The 25,417-nt window shown below is 75.3% G+C and carries 24 protein-coding genes; 16 read left to right on the top strand and 8 right to left on the bottom strand.

From position 1 onward, the window contains the following. Nucleotides 1–35 precede the first annotated feature (35 nt). From ITJ44_RS15150 to ITJ44_RS15140, 3 genes are read left to right on the top strand one after another with little or no spacing between them, the layout of a single operon-like run. Nucleotides 36–1,082: a M4 family metallopeptidase gene (locus ITJ44_RS15150; protein WP_194636375.1), complete on the top strand. Its 1,047-nt coding sequence runs from the start codon at nucleotides 36–38 to the stop codon at nucleotides 1,080–1,082. Beyond that, nucleotides 1,083–1,355: a protealysin inhibitor emfourin gene (locus ITJ44_RS15145; RefSeq protein ID WP_194636374.1), complete on the top strand. Its 273-nt coding sequence runs from the start codon at nucleotides 1,083–1,085 to the stop codon at nucleotides 1,353–1,355. Continuing rightward, nucleotides 1,352–2,212: a DUF3097 domain-containing protein gene (locus ITJ44_RS15140; RefSeq protein ID WP_194636373.1), complete on the top strand. Its 861-nt coding sequence runs from the start codon at nucleotides 1,352–1,354 to the stop codon at nucleotides 2,210–2,212. The genes ITJ44_RS15145 and ITJ44_RS15140 overlap by 4 nt, the downstream gene beginning before the upstream one ends. Nucleotides 2,213–2,242: 30 nt before the next feature. Here ITJ44_RS15140 and ITJ44_RS15135 read toward each other — a convergent pair whose 3' ends face one another. Continuing rightward, the gene (locus ITJ44_RS15135; RefSeq protein WP_194636372.1) at nucleotides 2,243–3,316 is read right to left on the bottom strand and encodes a LacI family DNA-binding transcriptional regulator; all 1,074 of its coding nucleotides are present in this window, start codon (nucleotides 3,314–3,316) and stop codon (nucleotides 2,243–2,245) included. Between the two features lie 112 nt (nucleotides 3,317–3,428). On the opposite strand from ITJ44_RS15135, the gene ITJ44_RS15130 reads away from it, so the two are divergent. The 5 genes from ITJ44_RS15130 to ITJ44_RS15110 are packed head-to-tail and all read left to right on the top strand — an operon-like array spanning nucleotide 3,429 to nucleotide 9,207. Next, a complete protein-coding gene (locus ITJ44_RS15130; RefSeq protein WP_228495195.1) occupies nucleotides 3,429–4,637 on the top strand; it encodes an extracellular solute-binding protein in 1,209 nt (402 codons plus the stop codon). After that, nucleotides 4,634–5,584, top strand: a complete 951-nt coding sequence (locus tag ITJ44_RS15125) for an ABC transporter permease subunit (protein ID WP_194636371.1) — start codon at nucleotides 4,634–4,636, stop codon at nucleotides 5,582–5,584. Before ITJ44_RS15130 ends, ITJ44_RS15125 begins: the two co-directional genes overlap by 4 nt. After that, on the top strand, nucleotides 5,584–6,399 hold the full coding sequence (locus ITJ44_RS15120) for an ABC transporter permease (RefSeq protein ID WP_194636370.1): 816 nt from the start codon (nucleotides 5,584–5,586) through the stop codon (nucleotides 6,397–6,399). The genes ITJ44_RS15125 and ITJ44_RS15120 overlap by 1 nt, the downstream gene beginning before the upstream one ends. 7 nt (nucleotides 6,400–6,406) lie before the next feature. Then, the gene (locus ITJ44_RS15115; RefSeq protein ID WP_194636369.1) at nucleotides 6,407–7,603 is read left to right on the top strand and encodes an ABC transporter ATP-binding protein; all 1,197 of its coding nucleotides are present in this window, start codon (nucleotides 6,407–6,409) and stop codon (nucleotides 7,601–7,603) included. Continuing rightward, complete coding sequence (locus ITJ44_RS15110; RefSeq protein ID WP_194636368.1) at nucleotides 7,600–9,207, top strand: inositol monophosphatase family protein; 1,608 nt, start codon at nucleotides 7,600–7,602, stop codon at nucleotides 9,205–9,207. Before ITJ44_RS15115 ends, ITJ44_RS15110 begins: the two co-directional genes overlap by 4 nt. Here ITJ44_RS15110 and ITJ44_RS15105 read toward each other — a convergent pair. Further along, nucleotides 9,204–10,160: an NUDIX domain-containing protein gene (locus ITJ44_RS15105; RefSeq protein WP_194636367.1), complete on the bottom strand. Its 957-nt coding sequence runs from the start codon at nucleotides 10,158–10,160 to the stop codon at nucleotides 9,204–9,206. The genes ITJ44_RS15110 and ITJ44_RS15105 overlap by 4 nt on opposite strands. Before the next feature lie 40 nt (nucleotides 10,161–10,200). Between ITJ44_RS15105 and ITJ44_RS15100 the strand changes: the two genes are divergently transcribed. Next, entirely contained in the window at nucleotides 10,201–10,680 is a 480-nt protein-coding gene (locus ITJ44_RS15100) for a hypothetical protein (RefSeq protein ID WP_194636366.1), read from the top strand. 41 nt (nucleotides 10,681–10,721) lie between these two features. On the opposite strand, the gene ITJ44_RS15095 is transcribed toward ITJ44_RS15100, so the two are convergent. Then, complete coding sequence (locus ITJ44_RS15095) at nucleotides 10,722–11,729, bottom strand: NADP-dependent oxidoreductase (RefSeq protein ID WP_228495194.1); 1,008 nt, start codon at nucleotides 11,727–11,729, stop codon at nucleotides 10,722–10,724. A 116-nt stretch (nucleotides 11,730–11,845) separates the two neighbouring features. Here ITJ44_RS15095 and ITJ44_RS15090 point away from each other — a divergent pair, with 116 nt between their 5' ends. After that, entirely contained in the window at nucleotides 11,846–12,613 is a 768-nt protein-coding gene (locus ITJ44_RS15090; RefSeq protein ID WP_370551712.1) for a Pr6Pr family membrane protein, read from the top strand. A 46-nt stretch (nucleotides 12,614–12,659) separates the two neighbouring features. Then, the gene (locus ITJ44_RS15085) at nucleotides 12,660–13,394 is read left to right on the top strand and encodes a hypothetical protein (protein WP_194636364.1); all 735 of its coding nucleotides are present in this window, start codon (nucleotides 12,660–12,662) and stop codon (nucleotides 13,392–13,394) included. Here ITJ44_RS15085 and ITJ44_RS15080 read toward each other — a convergent pair. Next, nucleotides 13,391–14,884 (bottom strand): FAD-dependent oxidoreductase, encoded by a 1,494-nt coding sequence (locus tag ITJ44_RS15080; RefSeq protein ID WP_194636363.1) that lies wholly within the window; start codon nucleotides 14,882–14,884, stop codon nucleotides 13,391–13,393. The two genes, ITJ44_RS15085 and ITJ44_RS15080, sit on opposite strands and share 4 nt — an antisense overlap. A 43-nt stretch (nucleotides 14,885–14,927) precedes the next feature. On the opposite strand from ITJ44_RS15080, the gene ITJ44_RS15075 reads away from it, so the two are divergent. Further along, complete coding sequence (locus tag ITJ44_RS15075) at nucleotides 14,928–15,356, top strand: RNA-binding S4 domain-containing protein (protein ID WP_194636362.1); 429 nt, start codon at nucleotides 14,928–14,930, stop codon at nucleotides 15,354–15,356. Here the strand turns inward: ITJ44_RS15075 and ITJ44_RS15070 are convergent. Next, nucleotides 15,353–16,318: a 3-methyladenine DNA glycosylase gene (locus ITJ44_RS15070; protein WP_194636361.1), complete on the bottom strand. Its 966-nt coding sequence runs from the start codon at nucleotides 16,316–16,318 to the stop codon at nucleotides 15,353–15,355. The genes ITJ44_RS15075 and ITJ44_RS15070 overlap by 4 nt on opposite strands. 92 nt (nucleotides 16,319–16,410) lie before the next feature. On the opposite strand from ITJ44_RS15070, the gene ITJ44_RS15065 reads away from it, so the two are divergent. Together ITJ44_RS15065 and ITJ44_RS15060 are read left to right on the top strand one after the other, a co-directional pair. Further along, nucleotides 16,411–16,845, top strand: a complete 435-nt coding sequence (locus ITJ44_RS15065; RefSeq protein ID WP_194636360.1) for a hypothetical protein — start codon at nucleotides 16,411–16,413, stop codon at nucleotides 16,843–16,845. 220 nt (nucleotides 16,846–17,065) lie between these two features. Continuing rightward, complete coding sequence (locus ITJ44_RS15060; protein ID WP_194636359.1) at nucleotides 17,066–18,103, top strand: hypothetical protein; 1,038 nt, start codon at nucleotides 17,066–17,068, stop codon at nucleotides 18,101–18,103. A 71-nt stretch (nucleotides 18,104–18,174) separates the two neighbouring features. Here the strand turns inward: ITJ44_RS15060 and ITJ44_RS15055 are convergent, their stop codons facing one another. The 3 genes from ITJ44_RS15055 to ITJ44_RS15045 form a co-directional block, all read right to left on the bottom strand. Further along, nucleotides 18,175–19,155 (bottom strand): J domain-containing protein, encoded by a 981-nt coding sequence (locus tag ITJ44_RS15055; RefSeq protein ID WP_194636358.1) that lies wholly within the window; start codon nucleotides 19,153–19,155, stop codon nucleotides 18,175–18,177. Beyond that, complete coding sequence (locus ITJ44_RS15050; protein WP_194636357.1) at nucleotides 19,152–20,834, bottom strand: stealth family protein; 1,683 nt, start codon at nucleotides 20,832–20,834, stop codon at nucleotides 19,152–19,154. Before ITJ44_RS15050 ends, ITJ44_RS15055 begins: the two co-directional genes overlap by 4 nt. Before the next feature lie 115 nt (nucleotides 20,835–20,949). Then, complete coding sequence (locus ITJ44_RS15045; RefSeq protein ID WP_228495193.1) at nucleotides 20,950–21,399, bottom strand: hypothetical protein; 450 nt, start codon at nucleotides 21,397–21,399, stop codon at nucleotides 20,950–20,952. A 235-nt stretch (nucleotides 21,400–21,634) separates the two neighbouring features. On the opposite strand from ITJ44_RS15045, the gene ITJ44_RS15040 reads away from it, so the two are divergent. After that, nucleotides 21,635–22,546 carry an FAD binding domain-containing protein gene (locus ITJ44_RS15040; protein WP_194636355.1) on the top strand — a complete coding sequence of 304 codons (912 nt, stop codon included), beginning with the start codon at nucleotides 21,635–21,637 and terminating at the stop codon, nucleotides 22,544–22,546. After that, nucleotides 22,543–25,404 (top strand): molybdopterin cofactor-binding domain-containing protein, encoded by a 2,862-nt coding sequence (locus ITJ44_RS15035; RefSeq protein WP_194636354.1) that lies wholly within the window; start codon nucleotides 22,543–22,545, stop codon nucleotides 25,402–25,404. The genes ITJ44_RS15040 and ITJ44_RS15035 overlap by 4 nt, the downstream gene beginning before the upstream one ends. Nucleotides 25,405–25,417 lie beyond the last annotated feature (13 nt).

Genomic DNA, 25,417 nt, shown 5'->3' with positions numbered 1-25,417 from the left:
GCGACGATGTCGCCACCCCGTGCGAGTCTCGGACCATGAGACGCACCATCCTCCCGCCGTACCTGCTGACCCGCCTCGCCGAGGCCGACCCCGACCGCATGTCCGCCGCCCGCCAGGCGGCCCGGCGCGCCCTCCGCGACCAGGGGCCGCTCATCCACGACCGGCGCGGGCCGGGCGCGGCGCCGGACGCGGCGGTGCTCGCCGAGCGGGACCCGTCGGGGATCCACCGCACCATCTCCGACGCGGGGAACCGCGAGGAGCTGCCGGGTCGCACGGTGCGCGTCGAGGGCGCGCCCGACACGGGCGACGCCCAGGTCGACGAGGCCTACGCGGGGCTGGGTGCCACCTACTCCCTCTTCTCCGAGGTCTACGAGCGGGAGTCGCTCGACGACCGCGGCCTGCCGCTGCTCGCCACCGTGCACTACGGCGAGGAGTACGACAACGCGTTCTGGGACGGCACGCGCATGGTGTTCGGCGACGGGGACGGCGAGGTGTTCGCGCCCTTCACGCGCTCGCTCACGGTCATCGGCCACGAGCTGGCGCACGGGGTCACCGAGCTCACGCTCGGCCTCGTCTACCAGGGGCAGTCGGGCGCGCTCAACGAGTCCATCTCGGACGTGTTCGGCGTGCTCGTGGAGCAGCACGCGCTCGGGCAGACCGCTGACCAGGCCACCTGGCTCGTCGGCGCGGAGCTGTTCCTCGACCGGTCGACGGGGATCGCGCTCCGCTCGATGCGCGCGCCCGGGACCGCGTACGACGACGACGTGCTCGGGAAGGACCCGCAGCCGGCGCACATGGACGACTACGTGGAGACCCGGGAGGACAACGGCGGCGTGCACATCAACTCGGGGATCCCGAACCGCGCGTTCTTCCTCGCGGCCACGGCCATCGGCGGCGAGGCCTGGGAGGGCGCCGGCCGTGTCTGGTACGACGTGATCGAGGCCGGCGCCGTGCGCGCGGACGCCGACTTCCCGGCCTTCGCCCGGGCCACGGTCGACGCCGCGTCGGCGCGGTACGGTGAGGGCGCGTCCGAGGTCGCCGCGGTCCAGGCGGCGTGGGAGGGCGTCGGGATCGAGGTCTAGGTGGAGATCGCCGTGTCGCGCACGGGCGGGGTGGCGGGCATGACCCGCACCTGGTCGGTGCGCGTGGACGACGGCGCGGCCGAGTGGGGCGACCTCGTGGACGCCTGCCCGTGGGACGAGCCCGCCGTGCCCGCGCCGGGCGCCGACCGCTTCGTCTACCTCGTGCGCGCGGGCGACCGCGAGGCGCGCCTCGGCGAGGCTGCGGTCGACGGCCCGTGGCGTCGGCTCGTCGACCGGGTGCGCGACGCGTCCCGTGAGAGCCTCGGAGGATGACGCCGCCTCCCCCCGCCGACGACCGCTACGGACAGGACGTGCTCGCCCCCGGCTGGCGCGGTCCCGCGAAGAAGGCGCCACGGCCGCAGGACGCGACGCGCGACCTCGTGGTCGAGGAGCTGTCCACCGGGTTCTGCGGCGCGATCGTGCGCGTCGAGTCCGGCATGGTCGTGCTCGAGGACTTCAGGCGGAAGCAGCGCACGTTCCCGCTCGGCGGGTCCTTCCTCCTCGAGGGCGAGCCCGTCGCCCTGCGCGTGCCCCGCGCCGCGCCCGCCGGCCCCGCGCGGACGGCCTCCGGCTCGCTCGCGGTCGCCGACCGGCAGGCCCGCGTGGCGCTCCCCAGCCGGATCTTCGTGGAGGGACGGCACGACGCGGAGCTCGTGGAGAAGGTGTGGGGCGAGGACCTCCGCATCGAGGGCGTCGTCGTGGAGTACCTCGAGGGCGTCGACCACCTCGACGAGGAGCTCGATCGCTTCCGCCCCGGCCGCGGGCGTCGCGTGGGCGTGCTCGTCGACCACCTCGTGCCGGGATCGAAGGAGAGCAGGATCGCCGAGGCCGTCGCGCGCGGGCCGCACCGCGCGCACGCGCTCGTCGTCGGCCACCCGTACGTCGACGTCTGGCAGTCGGTGAAGCCCGGGCGGCTCGGGCTCCGCGAGTGGCCGGTCATCCCGCGGAACGTCGAGTGGAAGCACGGCATCTGCGCGGCCCTCGGCTGGCCGCACGACGAGCAGGCGGACATCGCGCGGGCGTGGCAGCGGATCCTCGGGCAGGTGCGCTCGTACCAGGACCTCGAGCCGGCGCTGCTCGGCCGGGTCGAGCAGCTCATCGACTTCGTGACGGACCCCGCGGGACGGTAGCGCCCGACGGGTGGCGGGCGCCGCGGCGCGTCAGGCGGGCGCCGCGGCCGTGTCGCCGATCCGCACGCGGACCGGCAGCACGACGTCCGCCGGCGCCCGGCCCGCCAGCAGGTCGCCCACCATGCGCCCCGCGCGCACCCCGCGGTCGTGCAGCGGCTGCTCCACGGTCGTGAGGCGGTGCTCGAGCCACGGCAGGTGCGCGCCGTCGAAGCCCGTGACCGTGATGTCCTCCGGCACGCGCAGCCCGCGGGCGGCGGCGGCGCGGATGGCGCTCGCGGCGAGCATGTCGTTCTGGGCGAGGATCGCCGTCGGCCGCGACGGCAGGTCGAGCAGCACGCCCGCGGCGCGCTCCCCCGCCTCCAGGTCGCGCCCGCCCGCCTCGACGCGGACGGCGTCGGGGAAGACGCTGCGCGCGGCGCGGAGCCGCTCGCGGATCGTGCGGTTGACGATCTCCTCGAGGCCGCGGCCCACGGGGATCACGGGGCCGGGCGGGCCGTCCTCCTCGATCCGCGTGGTGCGCATCAGCACGGCGACGCGGCGGTGGCCGAGCGCGCGCACGTGGCGGGCGAGCTCGCCCATGCCGCGGGCGTCGTCGATGTCGACCACGGCGACGCCCTCGCCGTGGGGACCCTCGACGCCGACCATGGGGATCCGCCGCGCGCGCAGCCCGGGCAGCAGCGCGTCCACCTCCTCGCCGCGCGTGAGGAACACCACCGCGTCGACGGGCATGCCCTCGAGCAGGGGCGCGGATCCCTCGCGCGGCTCCCGCCGGCCCGGCAGCAGCAGCTGGCCCACGTCGAGCTCGTCGAGCGCCTCGCTGAGGCCCGCCATGGTCGCGAGCGCGACCGGGTTCTGGAACGCGCGGCGGATGCTCCCGGCGACCACGACCCCCACGATGCCGGTGCGGCCGCTCTTCAGGGACCGCGCCGTGGGATCCGGCCCCGCGTAGCCGATGCTGGCCGCGGCGCGGAGGATCCGGGCGCGGGTGGCGGGCGTGATCGAGCCGGTGCTGCGGTACGCGAGCGACGCCGTGGAGGTGGAGACGCCCGCCAGGGCGGCCACGTCGGCCAAGGTCACGGAGGTGCGCGGTGAGTTCCTCCTCATGCGCCTCACCCTATTGAGGCCCGGGCGGCCACCGCGCGCGTTCGCCGCCGGGGACCTGGATCGCCACGTCCCGTTCACCCCGGGGCCACCGCGGCACCGCACCATCGAAACGATGCGATCCGCATCGCTCCCCCAGCAGAAGGACACCCGACCCGTGATCCCCCGCCGTTCCCTCCTCGCCCTCGCCGCCGCCGCGTCCGCCGCGGTCGCGCTCGCGGGCTGCGCTCCCACCACGAGCACGCAGGCCCAGGCCCAGAACCACGCCGTCACCGACGCATCGGGCACTGCCCGCGTCTTCATCTCCGGCGACACCAACATCCAGAGCCTCTGGAACGACGGGATCATCCCCGCGTTCGAGAAGGCGAACCCCGGCGCGTCCGTCACCACGACGCTCGACCTCCACGGCGAGCACGACGCGCAGACCATGGCCACGCTCACGAGCTCGGTGCAGGGCGGATCCGACCCCGGCTACGACCTCATCGACGCGGGCTTCATCCAGGCGGCCGGCTCGGCCGACCTGCTCGCCCCGGTCTCCTCCTCCACGATCCCCAACCTCGCGACCGTGCCGGACGCCACCGTGAAGGCGGGCAACGGCTTCGGGATCCCCTACCGCGCCTCATCCGTGCTCCTCGCCTACGACTCCACCAAGGTGAGCACGCCGCCGAAGTCGCTCGACGAGCTGCTGAAGTGGATCACCGACAACCCCGGCCAGTTCGCCTACAACTCCCCCTCCACCGGCGGATCCGGCGCCGCCTTCGTCACGAGCGTCCTCGACAAGTACGTCGACCAGGGCACCCGCGACAAGATGACGACGGGCTACGACCAGTCGCTCGAGGGCGCGTGGGACAAGGGCTTCGACGAGCTGAAGAGCCTCGGCTCCTCCATGTACCAGGACGGCGTCTACCCCAACGGCAACAACCAGGTGCTCGACCTCCTCGGCACGGGCGCCATCGAGATGGCCCCGGTGTGGAGCGACCAGGTCATCACCGCGCAGAAGACGGGCACGCTGCCGTCGACCGTGAAGTACACGCAGATCTCCAACCCGTCGTTCACGGGCAGCGCGTCGTACCTCGGCATCCCGAAGACCGCCACGCACCAGGACGTCGCGCAGAAGCTCGCCGACTACGTGCTCTCCGCCGAGGGGCAGGCGGTCATCGCCTCGACGATCGCCGGCTACCCCGTCATCTCCCTCGACGACGTGCCCGCCGATCTGAAGGACACCTTCGCCGCCGCCGACCCGTCGACCCTGCGCCCCGGCTACTACAGCAAGATGGGCCAGGACATGTCGAACCTCTGGGACCAGAAGGTCCCCGGCCAGTGACGGCCGTCCGGTCCGGGCTCCGCGCCCGGGCCGGTGCAGCGCGGCGGGTCTCCTCGGAGGCCCGCCGCGCCGGCATCGGCCTGGCGCTCGCGCTGCCGCCCGCCCTGCTGCTCGCGGTGTTCGTCGGGATCCCCGTCGTGCTCGCCATCGGCTTCAGCCTCGGCCACACGGGCGGGCTCAACAGCACCATCGCCTCCATCGGCCTCGGCACGCACACCGCGACCGAGTGGTGGGGCACGTTCGACGCCTACGCGGACGTGTTCCGCGACCCGCGCTTCCTCCGCGACCTCGGCATGACCGTCGGCGTGACGGTGCTCTCCACCGTGATCGTGCTGGTCATGGCGGTCGCGATCGCCATCAACCTTCGCCTCCGCGGCGGCCGGCTCGCGACCCTGTTCGCGGGGCTCGCGGTGGTGCCGCTGTTCATCCCGGTGGTCATCGCGTCGTGGGCGATCCTCACCTTCTACTCGGGCGACGGGTTCGTGCGCACGGTGTTCGCGCTCGTGGGCCTCGAGGGGCCGACCTACGGGTACACCACGGTGGCGGTCGTCATCGGATCCGTGTGGACCAGCCTGCCCTTCGCCACGCTCATGGCGACCTCGGGCGTCCAGGCCGTCCCGGACGCGATGATCGAGGCCGCGAAGGACGCGGGCGCCTCCACGCTCGCGATCATCACGCGGATCCTCGTGCCGCTCGCCGCCATCCCGCTCGTGATCGCCACGACGTTCACGGCGATCGGCGTGCTCGGATCCTTCACGGTGCCGTACTTCACGGGCGCCAACGCGCCGAGCATGCTCGGCGTCGACATCTCGAAGTACTTCACGTCGTTCAACCAGCCCCAGCAGTCCATCGTGATGGCCGTCGTGGTGTTCGTGATGGCCTCCGGCATCGCGTTCCTCTACGTGCGCGCCAACTTCCGCTCCGCCAAGAAGGAGGGCCGCGTCTGATGCGCGCACTCGCCATCCCCCGCACGCTGGCCACCGCCGCGCTGTTCGCGCTCGTCGCCGTGTTCATCCTCGGACCGCTCGTCTGGCTGGCCGCGCACGCGTTCGCCACGTCGTGGGACTACCCGAGCCTCCTTCCCGCCGGCCTCACCCTGCACTGGTGGTCGGTGATCTTCGAGGACGCCCAGCTCGCCGCGGCCGTGAAGAACTCGCTGTACTTCGCGCCGCTCACGGTGCTGGTGTCGGCGATCGTGTGCCTCCCCGCCGCCTACGCGTTCTCGCGCTACGAGTTCCCCGGCAGGCGGATCCTCCTGGTCGGCCTGTTCGCGACGAACGCCTTCCCCAAGATGGGCCTCTTCGTCTCGATGGCGTCGCTCTTCTACGGGCTGCACCTCATGAACACCGTCGCGGGCATCGTCATCGTGCAGCTCATCGGCACGGTCGTCTTCATGACCTGGATCCCGGCCGCCGCGTTCAGCGCCGTGCCGCGCTCCCTCGAGGAGGCTGCGCGCGACGCGGGCGCCGGACGCACGCGCACGTTCCTGCGCGTGACCCTGCCGCTCGCGCTGCCGGGCATCCTCGTCGCGGTGCTCATGTCGTTCCTCGCCGCGTTCGACGAGGCCCAGGGCACCTACCTCGTGGGCGCGCCCGTCTTCATGACGATGCCGACCGAGATGTACTCGCTCGTCCTCAACTACCCGAAGCAGGTGGCCGCCGTGTTCGCGATCCTGCTGTCCATCCCCTCCGTCGCCCTCCTCCTGCTCGCCCGCCGCTACATCATGGGCGGGCGTCTGGCCGAGGGCTTCCAGATCCGTTAGGACGGCCATGACCGCATCCGCCCCATCCCCCACGACCGTCGCTCCCCCGCGCGCGCACGACGACGGCACCGCGAGCATCTCGCCGTCCGGTCTCGTCATCCAGGGCCTGTCCAAGGACCTCGGCGGCCGCACCATCGTCGACGACCTCCACCTCGACGTCGCGCGCGGCGAGCTCGTCGCGCTCCTCGGCCCGTCGGGCTGCGGCAAGACCACGACGCTCCGCATGATCGCGGGCTTCCTCGAGCCCGACCGCGGATCCGTGGTCATCGGCGGCCGCGACGTCACCGCGTCCGGCCCCGACAAGCGGCCGAGCGCGATGGTGTTCCAGAACTACGCGCTCTGGCCGCACCTCACGGTGTTCAAGAACGTGGCGTTCCCGCTCACGCTGCGGAAGCTGCCCAAGGACGAGGTCGCCCGCCGGGTCATGGCGGCGCTGGAGACGGTGAACCTCGCGCACCACGCGCACTCGCGTCCCGCGCACATCTCCGGCGGCGAGCAGCAGCGCGCCGCGCTCGCCCGCGCGATCGTGCAGGAGCCCGACCTCCTGCTCCTCGACGAGCCGCTGTCGAACCTCGACGCGAAGCTGCGCGTGAAGGTGCGCGAGGAGATCCGGGACATCCAGCAGCGGCTGGGCATCACCACCGTGATGGTGACGCACGACCAGGACGAGGCGCTCGCGATCTCCGACCGCGTCGCCGTCATGCACCAGGGCCGCATCGAGCAGGTGTCGGCGCCGACCGAGCTGTACGCCCGGCCGCGGACCCTCGTGGTCGCGTCGTTCATCGGCAGCATGAACCTGCTGCCGGCGCCGCGCCTGCAGGGCACGACGCCCGAGACGCTCACGGCCGGCCCGCCCGCGGCCTTCGTCCCGACCTCCGCGGACGCGGACGTCTGGGCCGTCCGCCCCGAGGACGTGGCCTACGCGCCGCGCGGCACCCAGCCGGAGCCCGACGCGACGTCCGTGGTCGTCCGCCGCGTGCTGCCGCACGGCCACTTCCAGGAGCTCGTGCTCGACGCGGGCGGCGTGGAGGTGCGGGCGCTCGTCACCGGATCCGCGCCCGCGGTCGGGGAGGCAGGGCCCGTGACGCTCCGCGCGGTGCGGCACTACCGCGACGGGATCCTGGTGCCCGACCGGGCACCGGCCGCCGCGCACATGCCCGCCGCCGCGTCCGCCGCGCCGATCGCGACGGACGACGCGCGATGACGGCCGCGACCGCGCACCGCGGCGACTCCTCCCGGCACCGCGAGAACACGCTCGCCGCCCTCCGCTCGGCGGCCGAGGCCGGCGCGCGGACGGTGGAGGTCGACGTCCACGTCACGCGCGACGGCCAGGTCGTCCTCCTCCACGACGACACGCTCGACCGCCTCTGGGGCGTCGACGCGCAGGTGCGGGACCTCGACCTCGCCGACGTGCGCGCGCTCGGCGGCGGCGAGCTGCGGATCCCGCTCCTCGTCGACGCGCTCGAGCTCCTCGCCGGCACGGACGTCGAGCTCGTCATCGACATGGCGTCCGGCGAACCGGCCGCCGCCGCCCACGCGGTCGTGGCCGCCGCTCCGCGCTCGCCGCGCGTCGCCTGGTGCGGGTACCTCGACGGCATGCGCGCGATCCGCGAGCTCGACCCGACCGCCGTGATCTGGCTGCCCTGGGCCGACCCGCAGCCGCCCACCGCGGACGACCTCGCGGAGCTCCGGCCCGCGGTCGTCAACATGCCGCACCTGATCGTCGGCCGCGCGCTGGTGGACGCCGTCCACGCGCTCGGGGCCGGCGTGGGCTGCTGGACCGTCGACGACCCGTCGCAGATGGAGTGGCTCGCGTCGATCGGCGTGGACGCGATCACCACGAACGAGCTGGCGACGCTGCTCGACGTGCTCGCGCGCCGGGAGGTGGATCCGGCGGCCGCGGATGCGCGGGCGTCCGCCCCCGCGACCGAGCGCGCCCGGGCACGCGCCGCCGCGCGGGACCTCGCCGCGCGCGCCATGCACCACGTCCGCTCCCACGCGGTCGGCGCCGTCACGACGAAGGCGAACCCCGCCGACCACGTCACCGAGATCGACCGGGCCGTCGAGCGCGACGTGCGCGCGGTCGTCGCCGCGCAGTTCCCGCACCACGTGCTCGTCGGCGAGGAGTACGGCGGCGAGGCCGTGCCGGGTCGCCCGTGCTGGTACCTCGACCCGGTCGACGGCACCGCGAACCTCGCGAACGGCGTGCCGTGGACGAGCTTCTCGCTCGCCCTCGTGGTCGACGGCGCGCCCGTGGTGGGCGTCGTCGCGGATCCGTGGCGCGGCACCGTCGTCGAGGCCGCCGCCGGAGAGGGCGCCTGGTCCGCCGGCGCGCGCCTCGACCTGACGGCCGAGCCGGGCGGCGTGCACGCGAGGGACGCGGATCCGCTCCGCGGCCGCATGGTGAGCACCGAGCTCGCCGGGCACGCGCCCTGGCCGGGGATGCTGCCGCTGCTCGACGCGCTCGCCGCGCGCTGGTGCACGCTGCGGGTCATGGGATCCGGCACCCTCACGGTCGCCGGCATCGCGCTCGGCCACGGCGCCGGCGCGGTGATCGGCTCCTTCGGGCCGGTCGACCACCTCGCGGCCACGCTCATCGTGCGCGAGGCCGGCGGCGTCGTGCTCGACGCGGAGGGCGAGGACACGCTGTTCCCGGCGACGGGCGGGGTGCTCGCGGCCCGCGACCGGCCGACCGCGGAGGCGCTGCACGCGCTCTGGCGGTCGGCGATCGTCGACGCGGCGTCCGCCGCCCTGCCGGCGGGTGCGACGCCCGTGCCGACGACGGCCGAGCGGGCTCCCGCGGCCTAGCCCGCGTCGCGGTCCGCGCGCGCGTCGAGCAGCGCGCGGACCCGACCGGGCCCCACGACCCGGGCGCCGAGCGCCTCGACCCGGGCGACGAGCCCCCGGTCCGCCGTGACCACCACGACCTCGCGACCGGCATCCCGGGCGGCGCCGACGACGCGCACGATCTCGCCGTCGCCGTCCGCCGCGGCCTCGACCACGGCGACGCCGGGCGCCCGCAGCGTCGGCGAGGAGGGATCCGCCGCGGGCTCCGCGGGCAGGACCGCGTCGCGCGCGTGCCCCTCCACGACGGCCACGACGTCCGGCCACCGCACGTCGCCGGGCAGGCCGAGGTCGGCGGCCGGGAGGCCGTCGCGCGCGAGGGCGTCGAGCTGGCCGAGGAGGCGGGAGGTGGATCCGGCGCGGTCGCGCCACCAGCCGTCCGGCCGGGAGCCGAGCAGGTTCGCGGTGTCGACGACCAGCGTGACCTCGCGCGCGAGCTCGTCGCGCAGCATCGGCCAGGCGCGCCCGAAGCCCGGGTGCAGCTCGCGGCCGTCGACCTCCTCGACCGGCACCCAGCGCAGCTCGATGCTCTCGGCGTCGGCGACGCGGGGCTCGAACGAGCGGATGGTGCGCGCGGTGACGGTCGTGTAGCTCCAGAAGCCGAGGTCGAGCACGGTCGCGAGCACGGGCCGGATCCCCGCGGGCGACACCCCGGCCTCCTCCGCCGCCTCGCGCGCGGCGCCGTCGACCGCGGACTCGCCCGCGTGCCGCGCGCCGCCGGGCAGGCCCCACGTGCCGCCGTGGTGGCTCCAGGCGACGCGGTGCTGGAGGAGGACGCCGCGATCCGGGTCGTGGACGAGCAGGCCCGCCGCGCCGAACGCGCCCCAGAACCGCTGGCCGTCCGGGCTCTCGACCCACGCGTCGCCGCTGTCGCGATGCGCCCCGCGCGGGGGCTCGGGCGGGCGATCGGCGGTCATGGACCCACCATCTCACGGGCACCTTCGATAGCGTCGGGGCATGTCGTGCATCAGGTTCACCACCGCCGCGCAGCTCGAGGCCCTGCATCGGACCGCGCCCGCCGTCCTCACCGCGGAGCAGGCCGCCGCGCTGCATCCCGCCCCCGCGGTCACGCCCAGCAAGATCCGCCGGCTCCGCCTGCTCGCGGAGCACCGCGACCCGAAGGTGCGGGAGAGCGTGGCCAGCAGCCTGCACGCGCCGCTCGACGTGCAGCGGGCGCTCGCGCGCGACGCCGACGAGGGCGTCCGCGCGTGCCTCGCCCGCAACCCCCAGGCGCCGGCGGCCGTGCTCACGATGCTGGTCGGCGACACCTCCGAGCGCGTGCGCTCCTGGCTCGCCGTCAACGACCGGACGCCGCGCGCGGCCGTCGCGATGCTCGAGTGCGACGAGTCGCCCGCGGTGCGCGACCTGCTGCGCTGGCGCGAGGCGCACATCGAGGCCCCGGCCGAGCCGGAGCCCGCCGAGGTCGTCGCGCGCTGACGCCGGCGGGGAACCCGCCGGCGGACGTCACCCGCTCCGCGTCAGGCGCGGCCCTCCGCCACGTCGCGCGCCTTCGCCGTGCTGCGCCGGTCGCCCGGGTAGTGCACGGGCCGCATGCCGAGCACGATCTTGCCGCGCGCGTGCCTGCGCTCCAGGTCGTCGAACGCCTCCTGCACCTCGGCCAGCGGGTAGAAGCCCGAGACGAGCACGTCGACCTCGCGCTTGGCCGCGAGGTCCGCGACGGTCGCGAGCGTGCGGGAGCGGTGGACGTCGTCCTCCTCCACGGGCGGCAGGACGGCCTCGAGCTCGAGCTCGCGCCGGTCGTCGCTCGAGCTGAAGCGCTTCCCCGACACGCCCAGCTCCTCGGCCACGTGCTCGCCGCCGCCGAAGTTGTCCACGAAGCCCTGCACGCCGTTCGGGGCGGCCTTCCGGATCCGGTCGGCCAGGCCGTCGCCGTAGACCACGGGCGTGACCCCGATCTGGCGCAGGTAGTCGAAGTTCCGCTCGCCGCACGTGCCGATGACCCGGGCGCCGCGCCGCATGGCGAGCTGCGCCTCGATGCTGCCGACGCCGCCGGCCGCCGCGGTGACGACGAGCGTGTCGCCCTCGCCCACGGTGACCGCGTGCAGCACGTCGTGCGCGACGAGGCCCGCGAGGAACAGGCCCCCCGCGACCTCCCACGGGAGCTGCGCGGGCTTCAGGACGACGTTGCCCGCGGGCACGATCACGTGCGACGCGTGCGCGGCCATGACGGTGTGGCCGAGGACGTCCTGGCCCTTCTTGAAGCGCGTGACGCCCTCGCCGACGGCCGCGATGCAGCCGGCGAAGTCGCTCCCCTGGCCGTTCGGGAAGGCGGTCGGCACCTCGTCGGGGAACCTGCCCTGGCGGATGTAGGCCTCGATGTGGTTGATGCCCGCCGCGAAGACCTCGACGAGCACCTCGCCGGGGCCGGGCGACGGCCGGGGGACGTCGACGACCTCGAGGACGTCGACGCCGCCGAAGGAGGCGAACTGCACCTGCTGGCTGGTGGATCGCGATGAAGGGCTCATGCGCGTCATCCTGCCGCTCCCGCGCGCGACGCGCGAGGGCACGGAGCCGATCGTGAGACCTCGTTCGTAGACTGGACGCGGCGGACCTGCCCGGAGTCGGCTGCGATCGGAGACACGTGCAGAGGATCCTCGGTGGCGTGCGCGTGGTCGCCGCGATCGTCGTGGTCGCCGCGCTGGTCGCCGACTTCGACTACGTGCAGGGCTTCACGTCCTTCGCGGCCGAGAACTGGTTCAGCTACTTCACGACGCAGAGCGGGATGGCCGGCGTCGTCGTCCTCGCGGCGTCCGGCCTGCACGCGCTGCGCGGCCGCGCCGAACCCCCGCTCATGGCCGCCGTGCGCGCCGTGGTGCTGAGCTACGTCGTGGTGTCCGGCGTGGTCTTCGGCCTCATCGTGCTCGAGTCGAGCTCGCAGGCGTACTACGTCGAGGTGCCGTGGTCGAGCCGGCTGCTGCACTTCGTGATCCCCGCGTACGCGCTCCTCGACTGGGCCATCGCGCCCGGCCGTCCGCGCGTCACCTGGACGGCGGTCGGGTGGGCGATGCTCTTCCCGGTCGCCTGGTGCGCCTTCACCGAGGTCCGCGGGCCGCGCGTCGGCTGGTACCCCTACTTCTTCCTGGACCCCGCGCAGGTCGGGGTCCCGTTCGAGATCACCGCATGGCTGGCGCTCGTGGCCGGGGTCTTCGCGGGCGTGTCCGCGTTCGTCGTGGCCCTGAGCCGCGTACGGCCGGCGGGCGGCGGGACCCGGCGGGGGGTGCGTCGTGACGGCGGCGAGGCGGACGAGGCGGCCGTCGCGGAACGGCCCGAGCGCGCGTCGACCGCGCCGACCACGACGACCGCGACGCTCCCGACTTCCAGGCGCGAGAAGGCGGCCGCGGAGCGCTGACGCCCCCGCGCCCGGACGCGCGCCGACGGACGTGCGAGCCTGGAGCATGACCGCATCCGATGACGTGCCGCCTCCCGCCCTCGAGCTGCGCTGGCCGACCGTGATGACCGACGGCGGAGATCCGGAGGCCCCGGTCGTCGACGTGGTGAACGCGGGCGCCGAACGCTGGGCCCCGCGCGAGGGCGAGGCCTTCCTCGCGTTCGGCGCGTTCACGGAGCCGGGCGCGCCCGCGCCCGGGATCTCCTATGCCGTCACGGGCGGGCCGCGCGCCGCGGTGGCGCTGGATCCGGGAGATCGCACGCGCGTCCCGGTCGCGATCGCGGCCGGCGGCTGGGCAGCCCTCCGCCCGGGGCCGCACGACCTGCACGTCGCGCTCGTCGGGCCGTCCGCGCGCACGGCCGGTCCCCTGCGCGTGGGCATCACGGCCGAGGCGATCGCGCGCCGCCGCCCGGCCGCCCGGTCGGGACGGCCGCCGACGGACGCGGACCTGCTCCGGTCGTACGACGGGCGCATCGCGTGGCTGCGGACGCGCGTCGCGGCCGCCGACGCGCTCGGGCCCCTCGTCGCGGAGCTCGCCGGGGCCGCCTCACGGGCCGACGCCGTGGCGCGGATCCGCGCGCTGCTCGACCTGGACGGGGAGCACGCGCAGCTGCTCCTCGACGCCCGGCTGCAGGACCTCCTGCCGTACGCGGCGGAGGCCACCCGCCGCGAGATCGCCGACGCCGTGCGGCGGCGGGACGCGCTCCGGAGCGCATCCGCACCGGGCCCGGATCCGGCCTAGGGCGTCGAGGTCGCGCTCGGGTCGGGCGCCGGCGTGGCGGAAGACGTCGCGAGGAGCGCCGGATCCGCGAACGGCGCGAGGCTGCGCAGGGCGGACTCCCGCAGCGCGTCGTCGTCCATGGCCGCGATGCGCTCCGCCGCCGCCGCGCCCACCTCGGCCATGAGCACGGCCTCGCCGGAGATCGGCATGAGGTTGTACCAGCGGGTGGACCGGCCGTCCTCGTCGTGGGAGGTCCAGACCGTCGCCGTCGTCGACCAGAACGGCTCGGCGAAGCGCAGCCAGATCCGGTCGGCGCGGCCGGGTCCGAGCGCGCGGATGGCGACGTCGTGCGAGGACGGCAGCGCCGGGTCGAACGCGATCGCGCCCTCCTGCAGCACGCCGAGCGGCACCGTGACGACCACGCGGTCGACCGAGAGCGACTCGCCGGATCCGAGCCGCAGCCCCACCCGGCCGTTGCCGTACGCGATGCGGGTCACGGTGGATTCCCGCAGCACGTCGATGTCCTGGTCGCGCAGCAGGTGCTGCACGAGGCCCGCGAAGCCGCCGGTGACGGCGACGTTGCCGACGGGCGACTGCTCGTCGAGGCCGCGGGCCCCCGAGAGCTCGTCGGGGGCGGCACCGTGGGCGATGGCGACGTCGGTCGCGAGGAGCGAGGCGAGGCGAGCCGCCGGCGAGGCGGCCCCTCCCTCGGTGGAGAGCGCGTCGGCGCCGGTCGCGCGCAGGGCGGCGGCGAGGCTCACGGCGCCCGGCTGCGCGAGGGCCCAGGCGCGCGCGGCGGCGACCGCGTCGGATCCCGCGCTCGACGGAGCCAGCACCTGGCCGTCGGGGCCGCGGTCCTCGGCGACGAGCGCGAGGCCGTACCGGGTGATGCCGGCGGCCTCGAGCGCGTCGCGCAGGACGTCGTCGCGGTCGGCGGCGACCCAGAGGGCGCCGAGCTCGGCGGGATGCGGGAAGCTGGTGCCGCCGGCCGCGCGGATCCGGCCGCCGAGCTCCGCGCGCGCCTCCACGAGGACGACGTCGTGCCCGGCGTCGCGGAGGGCGCGGGCCGCCGCCGTGCCCGCGATGCCGGCGCCGACGACAGCAACGCGCTCGGATCCGGCACCGGCGCGATCCACCTCCCCCGCCGCGCGGAGCCCCGAGGCGTGGGCGCCCGCGACCGTGCCGGGGCGGTCGGCGCTCGTGGCCTCGCCGGCGAAGAACACGCGGTCATCGATGGGCCGGGCGAGCGCCTCCCGGTCCGCGGTGGTGGCGCCCGGACGGAGGAAGCTGCCGGATCCGCGCGCGAACGGGTCGGCTGCCCAGTCGGAGCGCGCGAAGGCGACGGGCTCCGGGAGGCCGGCCGCGCCCGCGGTGGGCGTCGGGGACGGCGTCGCGGAGGGCACGGCGGTCGGGGTGGCGGGCGGGGGCGTAGTCCGCGTGCACGCCGCGAGCCCGAGGAGCGACAGCCCCGACACGGACGCGGTGAGGAGGGTGCGGCGGGAGATCGACATGCTCGGGCCAGCGTACCGGGGAGGCGTCGCCTAGGGTCGGAGCATGCCGTCCGACGCCGCCCCGCCTCCCGTGGGCGCCGCGCCGTCCGCGCAGGCGGCCGTCCGGGTCGACAGCTGGCTCTGGGCCGTGCGCGTCTACAAGACCCGGTCCCAGGCCACCGCCGCCTGCCGGGCCGGGCACGTGAAGGTCGGCGACGAGCGCGCGAAGGCGTCGCAGTCGGTGCGGCCGGGCGACGAGGTGCGCGTGCGCGTGGCCGGCGCCGAGCGGATCCTCGTGGTGCGCCGCACCCTCGTGAAGCGCGTGGGGCCGGTGATCGCCGCGGAGGCCATGACCGACCTCACTCCCCCGCCGCCGCCGCGCGACGCCGCGCCGGCCACGATCGTGCGCGACCGCGGCGCGGGGCGCCCGACGAAGCGCGACCGGCGCGACATCGAGCGGCTGCGCGACCCCGAGGGGATGCGCGGGCGCTAGAGCCCGACGGCGGCCAGGCGGCGGGCGTGCGCGAGCTCGTCGAGGATCCGCGCCCGCAGCGCGTTCGACCGCTCCGCGAACCCGCGCTGCTCGGCCGCGTAGCGCGCCTTGCCCGCGGGCTCCTCGATCCGGACGGCCTCGAGCCCGAGCCCGGACACGTCGTACGGGCTGGCGCGCATGTCGAGCGAGCGGATGTCACGGGCCAGCTCGAACGCGTCGAGCAGCAGCTCGCCGGGCACGAGCGGGCCGAGCTTCGTGGCCCACTTGTACACGTCCATCCCGGCGTGCAAGCAGCCGGGCTGCTCGAGGTCGGGCTGGGTCTCACGCGTGGGCGCGAGCGCGTTCCGCGGCACGGCATCTGGCGTGAAGAAGCGGAACGCGTCGATGTGCGTGCACGCCAGCTTGTGGGTCTCCACGACCTCGTCGGTGGCGGCGGATCCGAGGCGCAGCGGCAGCTTCTCGTGCCGCTGCTCGCCGGGGCCGACCCGGTAGACCATCGCCCACTCGTGCAGGCCGAAGCAGGAGAAGCGGCCGGGGCGCGCGGCGGTGCGGCCGAGGATCCGCTCGATGAACGACGCGGTGGACCCGCGCGCGTCCAGGTACGCGGACGCGTCGACGCGCACGCCGCCGGCCGCGCGGTCGTCGTCCGCGACGTACCAGCGCCATGCCGCGCGCTCGTCGCCGGCCGCGCCCGGGAGCACCACGCCCGCGCCCGGGTGCCACCGCCGGAGGAGCGACGGCTTGTGCGGGTAGTAGGTGAAGAGGAAGTCGTCGACCTCGTGGGTGCGGCCGGCGAGGCGGCGCGCGCGGAAGCCCGCGGAGAAGGCGTCGGCCCTGTCGGCGTGGCGGGCGGCGCGCTCGCGCCAGGCAGCGGGATCCCGGACCTCGGACAGGGCGCGCGGCTGCTGCCCGGTCGCCGCCGCCGTCGCCGCGGAGGGCGCGGGGTCGGCGGCGGAGGTCATCCGTCGAGGCTACCCGCGGGAGGGGCGCGGATCCGCCCGGGAGCGCGGGACTCGGGGCCCGGGGGACGCCCCGCCACGGATAGCATGAGCGCATGGATGACGACTCCCTTCTCACGCCTCCCGGCGTCGCCGGCTACACGATCACCGAGATCGTCGAGAGCGAGTCGGGTGGCGAGCCCCTCTTCATCTCCGCGATCCACCTCGACGGCGAGCACGTCGCCAACTGGATCTCCACCGACCTCGACGAGGACGACGGCATCGTCGCCGACCTCGACCACGCGTTCGGCGGCCCGGCCACCGACCGCATGTTCCGCCAGGCCGCGGCGATCTTCCCGGACGCCGTGCTCTCCGAGATCCTCCCCGAGCTCGTCAGCTTCCTCTGGGTCGTGGCCGACGTCGCGGGCGTCGCCGACGACCAGGACCTCGACTTCGAGGCCGCCATCCGCATCGTCGCCGCCGAGGGCGACCTCGACGCGCAGGACCGCGACCTCCTCGGCCGCCTCGAGAGCCTGAAGCGCATCGACTGATCCGCCGTCTCCGAGCGCGCCGTCCGCATCGCGGGCGGCGCGCTCGTGCGTGGGCCGGGTGTGGACGGGATGAGCGCCCCGGGTGGCGCGCGCCCTAACGTGGGCTTCCCGTCTCGATCCGGCCAGCGGCCCTGCCCACGGCCTCGGGACGCGGCGCGCCGGCATGGCGCATCACCCGCGCCGGGCAGCCGGCGCCCCACGGGAAGAGGTCGAGCACCGCATGATCAACGAGACCCTCATCGACACGCCGCCCCAGCTGTGGCGCACCTCGGAGCTGGTCGACAACGCCCGGCGCTACGTGGACGGCGTCGACGACCGCACGCCCGACCACCTGTTCCTCGCGCTGAACACGCTCACGCTGGTGCTGGCCCGCTCGGGCGAGGCGGAGCGGGCGTCCGCGCTGCTGGACCGCGGGATCGCCGCGGCCGACCGGCTCCTGCGCACGGACGCCGACGCGATCCGGTACGGCGTCGAATGCGTCATCAACCACGCCGACCTCCTGCGGTACGCCGGTCAGCCACGCGCCGCGATCGCGCTCCTACGGGAGGTGCACGAGCTGTCCAGCGGCCGGCAGCCGGATCGCGACGAGATCCTGGGGGTCGATCTCGTGCGCGGCCGCGACGCGAGCCCGGCGGTGCTCGGCGGCGCCATGTTCATGCTGCGGTTGCGCAGCAGGATCTCTCTGCTCAAGACGCTCGTCGCCGTCGGCGACGAGCGCGAGGCCCTCGAGCTCGCGCGGCGCTCGACGGAGGACAGCCGCGAGGGCGGCGGACCGCTGCTCGACGCGGCGCTGGACTACGCCGTGGCGCTCGACGACGCCGCGCCGGCCGCCGAGGGCGGACCGGGGTCGCGACCGCCCGCCACGGCCGTCGAGGTCTGCCTCCTCATCCGGGCCCAGACCCGGATCGGGCAGCAGTTCCTCCCCGTCGAGGAGTTCGACGCGGCCGTCGACCGCGTCGTCGCGAGCACGACGCTGCACAACCCGCGCACCCCGATCCTCTGGCGGGTGGCGCACGCCCGCGCGGCGGGCCTCGACGAGCGCGTCGAGCAGCACGTGGGGATCATGGGCCACGCCTGCGTCGCCGCCGGGGACAAGCGGCTGCACGAGCGCGCCCTGCTGTTCGCCGGCCGGGACGCCGGAGAGGCGCGGGCGCTCTTCCCGGATCCGCGCCCCGACGCCCGGGAGCTCGAGGCGCTCGCCGACGCCTTCGCCTGCTGCGTCGACGAGCTCGACTCCCCCCTCTCCCCCGCCGCCTGAGCCCGCGGGCGGCCGGGCAGCGGGGCGCGCGTCGACCGCCGCGCCCACCGACCTGCCGGCCTGAGCCGGCGTCAGCCCGCGGCGGGCCCCAGGAGCGTCAGCCGCTCGCGGAGCAGCGCGCGCACGGCGTAGGGATCCGCGACGCTGAGCCGGCCCTCCTCCGAGACGCCGTCGCGGAGCACGCGCGGCAGCACGGATCGGCGGACGACGAGCGCGCCGCGGTTGCGCCCCCGCTCGACGCGCTCGACGGGCTGGGCGAGCGCGTCGTCCGGGACGACGACCACCGCGGCGGCGAACCGCACGCCGGCCGAGGCCGCCAGGGCGCGTGCGGCGCCGACGAGCCACGTCACGGGCGCGTCGCCCGGCGCGAGCGCGCCGTCGGGATCCGGCGCGACCGGCTGCAGCTCGCCGCGCACCAGCTGCACGGCCGCGCCCCAGTCCTCGGAGCTGAGCGCGAACAGGCCGGCGGGCGCGAGCACGACGTGGTCGACCTTGCCCGCGCCGTCGAGCGGACGGACGTCGTGGAAGATCGTGGCGCCCATGCCGAGCGACGCCGCGGCGCGCGCGGTCGCCTCCTCGGCCAGCGCCTTCGCGAGAAGCCACCTGATGTCGCGCGGGGCGCGGCGCACCAGCTCGGGCGACCAGGGATCCACGCCGAGGTCCGCGCCCGGCGCGACGCCCTGCCATGACGCCACGCGGTCGAGGTAGTGGGCGCGGGCGAGCGCGCCCGCGATGCCGTGGACGGCGGCACCGACGCGGGTGCCGGATCCGGGCGCGGGCGCGTACCCGGCGTCGTCCGGGCCGAGCGGGTCGTCGTCCGCGGTGCTCGCCCGGCCCTGGCCGCGGTCGTACGCGGCGCGATCGGCCGGATCCCCCACGAGCTCCCACGCGCGCTGGACGGCGTGGAACAGGTGCGCCTCGCCGCCCGTGTCCGGGTGCGTCGCCCGGACGAGCCGGCGGTAGGCGGCGCGGAGCGTCGCGGTGTCGGCCGCGGGATCCACGCCGAGCACCTCGTACGGCGTGCGGTCGGCGGGGCTCCCCGCGCGGCTCACTCGACGGGCGAGGCGGGAGCGGCGACGGCGCCGGCGGACGGGGCGCCGTCGGCGTCCTGGAACTCCGCCTCCCACGGCGCCGGGATCCCGTAGTACCGCTCGAGGAAGTCCTGCACGCGCGCCTGGCGCTCGTCGGCCGGCACCTCCGGGAAGGAGCCGTCGTTGAGGCAGAAGAAGTCCTGCGAGCGGCGCTTGAGGAGGCCGGGGAGGAGATCCAGCCCGGCGCGCGACGTGGTGTCGACGTAGGTGACCTTGGCGCTCTCCTGCTGCACCGCCCGCGCGGTCATCTGCGCGTAGTAGTGGTACAGCGAGTTGGTGACCGAGATGTCCGTGCTCGAGCGGAAGCGGCTGAGCTGGGTGCGGTGGAAGTCCTCCGCGAACTCCTGCTCGAGCTCCAGCAGCACGCTCTTGCGCAGCGGGGTGGCGGCGTGCTCGAGGTGGCGGGTGATGAGGCGGTCGAAGCGCTCCATGAGCAGGCGCCGGTTGACGCGCGCGGAGTTCTCGAACCCGCTGCGGTCCGAGTCGTTGTCGCCGAGGCCGATGCGCGTGGCCGCCTCGATGAACTTCGTGATCCCGCCGGGCGAGAAGAACATGCCGGGCTGCACGGGGCGGCCGAAGAACATGTCGTCGTTCGAGTAGAGGAAGTGCTCGCTGAGCCCGGGGATGTGCTGGAGCTGCGACTCGACGGCCTGCGAGTTGTGCGTGGGCAGGGCGGCGGGATCCGTGAAGAACTCCTCGCTGCGCACGAACGTGACGCCCGGGTGGTCGGCCAGCCACGACGGCTTCGGGGAGTCGGTGACGATGAAGATCCGGCGCACCCACGGCGCGAACAGGTACACGGAGCGGAGGGCGTACTTGAGCTCGTCGATCTGGCGGAAGCGGGCCTCGGAGTCGTCGCCCTCGCCGACCACGACGTCCTTCATGCGCTCGGCGCGGCGCTTCTGGAACTCGGGGTCGTTGCCGTCGACCCAGGAGAAGACCATGTCGATGTCGAACGTGATGTCGGACGCCTGCGCGTCGAACATGCCGCGGAGCGTCTTCCACTCGTAGCCGTACATCTGGACCGTGGCGGGCACGACCTCGGCGGCGGGGAGGATCTCGCGCGTGAGCGAGTTCTCGACCGGCCACACGATGTTCTCGCCCTCGAAGCGGAAGAACTGCAGCTCGACCGCGGTGGACGCGCCGTAGGCGAGGAGGCCAGCCGGTTCGATCCGCGGGCGGTAGAGGCGGAAGATCCCGGCGTCGGGGTTGTCGGTGAGGCGGCCGTCGGCGACGAGCAGCGGCGGGCGGCGGCGGCCGTCGACGGTCTTCGCGTAGAGGGGCTCGTCGGCGCACGCGGCGACGAGGGCGCGGACCACGGTGTCGCGGTTCTGCACGTCAATGGCGATGACGGGACGCTCGTCGTTGCCGCGGATGAGCCAGAAGTCGATGCCGGTCGCGAGCAGCGCGTCCCGGATGAAGAGGAGGTCGGTCACGAGCGCCTGGTGCGGCGTGAGCGTGCGGTTGACGAGCGTGGCCAGGCCCTTGCGGATGACGACGTCCGGGCGGTGGTGCGTGGTGGGCCACGTGGCGGGCGCGGGCGCCACCGCGTCGTCCTGGCGGGAGTACTCCTCCTCGCTGGTGGCGGGATCGACCGTCGGCTCGAGCGCTACGTTGAACTGCCGTGCGCTGCCCGCCATGGATCATCCCCTTGGTGCTTCTCGTGTGCCTGATGCGCGCGCCGGACCCGACGGGTGGCGACTCGCCATTCTACCGAGCCGGGGTGCGCGCCCCCGGTCGGGGGCGATCACCGGATCACGGGCTCTCGGTCGGGGCGATCGCCGGCCGCGCGGTGCCCGCCGCGTCGCTCCCGAGCCGCGCGTGCAGGAGGAGGACGAGCGCGGTGCCGGAGAGCACGCCGTCGAGGAGTCCGGCCGGCAGCAGGAACACCATCAGCACGAGGGTCACCCCGCACATGACGCCCGCGAGCGCGAGGCCCCAGAGCCGGTCGCGCCAGAGGCCGATCCCCGCGGTGATGCGGAGGGCGGCGAAGATCCCGCTCATCGCCATCATCGGGTAGAGCTGGTCCTGGAGGTACGGCAGCGCGAAGACCTCCGCGTGGTCCGTGATGACCGCCTGCGGGATCCCGAGCACCAGCAGGACGACGAGCCCCACGGCGACGAGGCCCTCCATCAGCACGCCCTGGAGGAGCAGGAGCACCGCGGCGGCCCGGAGCTCGCGGCGCGCGCGACGGGGCGCGGTCACCATCGTCCGCGCTCGACGGATCGGCGGCGCGGACGGGCGGCGTGGACGGTGGTGCGCATCCTCATGGTCTCCCCGGATCTCCTCGACAGCGTGGCAGCCCGGCCGCGACGAGGGCAACTCGGGGGCGCGCGGGCGGGGGCGGGGCGCGGCGGATGCGAGGATCGCTGTCACACCCCACGCACGGCCGCGCTCCCCGGATCCGCGGCCGTCGACCCGGATGCCCGGGAGGAGACCCATGGACCAGCCGACCGTCCGCTCCGTCGTGCCCGCCCGGACCCGCGACGACCTCGCCGCCCTCGGGCCGGGCGTCGCCGCGCTCGCCGGCGGATCCGGCATCTTCGCCGAGCCGCACCCGCACCTCACCGGGCTCGTCGACCTGCAGGGGCTCGGCTGGGAGCCGCTCGTGGTCACGGACGACGGCCTGGAGATCGCCGCGACGTGCACCATCGCCCAGGTGGCCGGCATCGCGCCGCGGGACGGCTGGGCGGCGCATCCCCTCTTCCTGCAGGCGTGCACGGCGCTGTTCGGGTCGACGAAGGTCTGGCGGGTCGCGACCGTGGGCGGGAACGTCTGCTCGGCGCTGCCCGCCGGCCCGATGACCGCGCTCGCGTCCGCGCTCGACGCGGACGCGCTGATCTGGCGGGCGGCGACCGCCGACGCGCCCGCGCAGGACGAGCGGATGCCCGTCGCCGAGCTCGTGACCGGCGACCGCACCACCGCCCTCCGTCCGGGCGACGTGCTCCGGTCGATCCACGTGCCGGCGGCGTCGCTGCGCGCGCGCACGGCGTTCCGCAAGATCGCGCTGTCGCCCATCGGGCGGTCCGGGTCGGTGGTGATCGGCCGGCTCGACGAGGGCGGCGCGTTCACGCTCACCGTCACCGGGGCCACCCTCCGGCCGGAGCAGCTGCGCTACCCCGCGCTCCCTCCCGCCGCGGCGCTCGCCGACGACGTGCGGGCGATCGGATCCTGGTTCACCGACGCGCATGGCGCGGCCGACTGGCGCCGCGCGGTCAGCGCGCTGCTCGCGGCGGAGATCCGCGCGGAGCTGGCCGGCGATGCGACCGGCTCCGGCGACGGACCCCCCTCCGGCGAGCGCGGCACCCCTTCCGCCGCCGCCGCCACGACGACGGCAGGAGCCCGCCCGTGAGCATGACCGTGGACGGCCGCGAGATCCCGGGAGAGCCGGCGCCGGGCCAGAGCCTCCGCACCTGGCTGCGCGCTCACGAGGTGTTCAGCGTCAAGAAGGGCTGCGACTCAGGCGACTGCGGAGCATGCTCGGTGCTCCTCGACGGCGAGGCCGTGCAGTCGTGCATCCTGCCGGCGTTCCGGGCGGCGGGTCGGGAGGTCACGACGGCGGCCGGGCTCGGGACCCCGGGCGACCTGCATCCGGTGCAGGAGCGGTTCGTGGAGGCGGCCGGGTTCCAGTGCGGGTTCTGCACGCCCGGCATGGTCGTCACGGCGGCGTCCCTCGCCGAGGACGAGCTCGACGACCTCCCGCGGCTGATGAAGAGCAGCCTCTGCCGGTGCACCGGGTACCGGGCGATCGACGAGGCGATCCGCGGGGAGCACGGCGGCCCCGACCACGCGCACGCGGACGGCTGCGGCGGGGCGCGACCCGAGGGGCTGGGGCCGGTGCGGGCGACGGGATCCCCGGCGGCGCACGACGGCGCACGCGCCGCCGAGCGCGCCCAGACCGGCCGGGTGGGCACGTCGCTGCACGCGCCCGCGAGCGAGCGCGTCGTCAGCGGCCTCGAGCCGTACACGCTCGACGTCGCCGTCCCCGGCCTCCTGCACGCGAGCCTCGTGCGGAGCCCGCACCCGCACGCGCGCATCCGCTCCATCGACGCGTCGGCGGCGCTCGCGCTGCCGGGCGTGCACGCCGTGCTCACGCACCACGACTCCCCCGCGACGCTGTACTCGTCCGCCCGCCACGAGGACCGCTTCGACGACCCCGACGACAGCCGCGTGTTCGACGACGTCGTGCGGTTCCGCGGGCAGCGCGTGGCGGCCGTGATCGCCGACGACGTCGGGATCGCGGAAGCGGCCGTCCGCCTGGTGCGGGTCGACTACGAGGTGCTCCCCGCCGTCTTCGACCCCGAGGAGGCCAGGCGGCCGGGCGCTCCCCTCGTGCACGGCGACAAGGATCCGGCCGTCTCGCGCCTCGCCGACCCGCAGCGCAACGTCGTCGCGGAGATGCACGGCGAGCACGGCGACGTGGCGGCGGGCCTCGCCCGCGCCGACGAGGTCGTGAGCGGCACGTGGTCCACCCAGCGCGTCGCCCACACGCACCTGGAGACGCACGCGACCGTCGGCTGGATGGAGGAGGGCCGCCTCGTGCTCCGCACCAGCTCGCAGGTGCCCTTCCTCGTGCAGCGCGAGATCTGCCGGCTGTTCGCGCTCTCGCCGGACGAGGTGCGCGTCTTCACGGCGCGCGTCGGCGGCGGGTTCGGCGGCAAGCAGGAGATCCTCACCGAGGACGTCGTCACCCTCGCCGTGCTCGCGACCGGGCGCCCGGTGCAGCTGGAGTTCACGCGGACGGACGAGTTCACGCTCTCGCCCGCGCGGCACCCGATGCGCGTGGGCGTCACGGTCGGCGCGACCGCCGACGGCGTGCTCACGGCGCTCGCGGTCGACGTGCTGAGCGACACGGGCGCGTACGGCAACCACGGCCCCGGCGTGATGTTCCACGGCTGCAACGAGTCGATCGCCCTGTACCGCTCGCCGGCCAAGCGCGTCGACGCGCAGAGCGTGTACACGAACAACCTGCCGTCGGGCGCGTTCCGCGGCTACGGCCTCGGCCAGGTGATCTTCGCGATCGAGTCCGCGCTCGACGAGCTCGCGCGGCGGCTCGGCATCTCGGGCTTCGAGATCCGGCGGCGGAACGCGGTCGTGCCGGGCGACCCGCTGATCATCACGCACGCGGAGGGCCCCGACCTCGGCTTCGGCGGCAGCTACGGTCTCGACCAGTGCCTCGACCTCGCCGAGCGGGCGCTGGCCGACGGCGGCGGGGATCCGGTGCCGGACGGCGACCGCTGGCTCGTGGGCGAGGGCATGGCCGCCGCGATGATCGCCACCATGCCGCCGCGCGGGCACTTCGCCGACGTGACCGTGGCGATGGCCGCCGACGGCGTCGTGACGGTGTCGGTCGGCACGGCCGAGTTCGGCAACGGCACGACCACCGTGCACGCCCAGCTCGCCGCGACCGCGCTGGGGACGACGCCCGACCGGATCCGCATCCGCCAGTCCGACACCGACGTCACCCGCTACGACACGGGCGCGTTCGGATCCGCGGGCACGGTCGTCGCGGGGAAGGCCGTGCACGTGGCCGCGACCGCGCTCGCCGGGATGCTGCGGGAGGCGGCCGCCGCACGCACGGGGATCGCCGCCGAGGCCTTCGCCCTCACGCCGGACGCGCTCGTCGCCGACGGCGTCGCGGTGCCCGTCGCCGAGCTGGTCGGCCCCGACGGCCTCGCCGCCCAGGCGCACGAGGACGGCGCGCTACGCTCCCTCGCGTTCAACGTGCACGCGTTCCGGGTGGCGGTCGATCCCGCGACCGGCGAGGTGCGCATCCTCCGCTCCGTGCAGGCGGTGGACGCCGGCACCGTCCTCAATCCCGCGCAGCTGCGGGGCCAGGTCGAGGGCGGCACGGCGCAGGCCATCGGCACGGCCCTGTTCGAGGAGGTCGTGCACGACGGCGCGGGGCGGATCCTCACGGACGTGCTGCGGAACTACCACATCCCCCAGCTCGCGGACCTGCCCGTGACCGAGGTGCTGTTCGCCGACACGCACGACGACCTCGGGCCGCACGGCGCGAAGTCGATGAGCGAGGCGCCCTACAACCCGGTCGCGCCGGCGCTCGCGAACGCGGTGCGCGACGCCATCGGGATCCGCCTGCACGACCTGCCGATGTCGCGCGACCGCGTGTGGCGGCTCCTCAACGGCGGCGGTCCGCAGCCGCGGTTCGACAGCCCAACGACGCTCGGGAAGCGCGGGACGCGGGAGTAGCGGCGCGGGACGC

Source organism: Clavibacter sp. VKM Ac-2873, from assembly GCF_015351075.1.
Taxonomy (GTDB): Bacteria; Actinomycetota; Actinomycetes; order Actinomycetales; family Microbacteriaceae; genus Clavibacter.
Note: the sequence above shows the minus strand (reverse complement) of the source record. Positions and strands in the feature narration are given on the sequence as shown.

What these genes read in the sequence shown, in the direction of transcription:
- ITJ44_RS15095 (WP_228495194.1), bottom strand. Translation starts at nt 11,729, where the DNA reads ATGAGCCCTTCATCGCGATCCACCAGCCAGCAGGTGCAGTTCGCCTCC.
- ITJ44_RS15085 (WP_194636364.1), top strand. Translation starts at nt 12,660, where the DNA reads ATGACCGCATCCGATGACGTGCCGCCTCCCGCCCTCGAGCTGCGCTGG.
- ITJ44_RS15080 (WP_194636363.1), bottom strand. Translation starts at nt 14,884, where the DNA reads ATGTCGATCTCCCGCCGCACCCTCCTCACCGCGTCCGTGTCGGGGCTG.
- ITJ44_RS15150 (WP_194636375.1), top strand. Translation starts at nt 36, where the DNA reads ATGAGACGCACCATCCTCCCGCCGTACCTGCTGACCCGCCTCGCCGAG.
- ITJ44_RS15120 (WP_194636370.1), top strand. Translation starts at nt 5,584, where the DNA reads ATGCGCGCACTCGCCATCCCCCGCACGCTGGCCACCGCCGCGCTGTTC.
- ITJ44_RS15110 (WP_194636368.1), top strand. Translation starts at nt 7,600, where the DNA reads ATGACGGCCGCGACCGCGCACCGCGGCGACTCCTCCCGGCACCGCGAG.
- ITJ44_RS15100 (WP_194636366.1), top strand. Translation starts at nt 10,201, where the DNA reads ATGTCGTGCATCAGGTTCACCACCGCCGCGCAGCTCGAGGCCCTGCAT.
- ITJ44_RS15050 (WP_194636357.1), bottom strand. Translation starts at nt 20,834, where the DNA reads ATGGCGGGCAGCGCACGGCAGTTCAACGTAGCGCTCGAGCCGACGGTC.
- ITJ44_RS15065 (WP_194636360.1), top strand. Translation starts at nt 16,411, where the DNA reads ATGGATGACGACTCCCTTCTCACGCCTCCCGGCGTCGCCGGCTACACG.
- ITJ44_RS15130 (WP_228495195.1), top strand. Translation starts at nt 3,429, where the DNA reads ATGCGATCCGCATCGCTCCCCCAGCAGAAGGACACCCGACCCGTGATC.
- ITJ44_RS15040 (WP_194636355.1), top strand. Translation starts at nt 21,635, where the DNA reads ATGGACCAGCCGACCGTCCGCTCCGTCGTGCCCGCCCGGACCCGCGAC.
- ITJ44_RS15060 (WP_194636359.1), top strand. Translation starts at nt 17,066, where the DNA reads ATGATCAACGAGACCCTCATCGACACGCCGCCCCAGCTGTGGCGCACC.
- ITJ44_RS15115 (WP_194636369.1), top strand. Translation starts at nt 6,407, where the DNA reads ATGACCGCATCCGCCCCATCCCCCACGACCGTCGCTCCCCCGCGCGCG.
- ITJ44_RS15070 (WP_194636361.1), bottom strand. Translation starts at nt 16,318, where the DNA reads ATGACCTCCGCCGCCGACCCCGCGCCCTCCGCGGCGACGGCGGCGGCG.
- ITJ44_RS15135 (WP_194636372.1), bottom strand. Translation starts at nt 3,316, where the DNA reads ATGAGGAGGAACTCACCGCGCACCTCCGTGACCTTGGCCGACGTGGCC.
- ITJ44_RS15140 (WP_194636373.1), top strand. Translation starts at nt 1,352, where the DNA reads ATGACGCCGCCTCCCCCCGCCGACGACCGCTACGGACAGGACGTGCTC.
- ITJ44_RS15075 (WP_194636362.1), top strand. Translation starts at nt 14,928, where the DNA reads ATGCCGTCCGACGCCGCCCCGCCTCCCGTGGGCGCCGCGCCGTCCGCG.
- ITJ44_RS15105 (WP_194636367.1), bottom strand. Translation starts at nt 10,160, where the DNA reads ATGACCGCCGATCGCCCGCCCGAGCCCCCGCGCGGGGCGCATCGCGAC.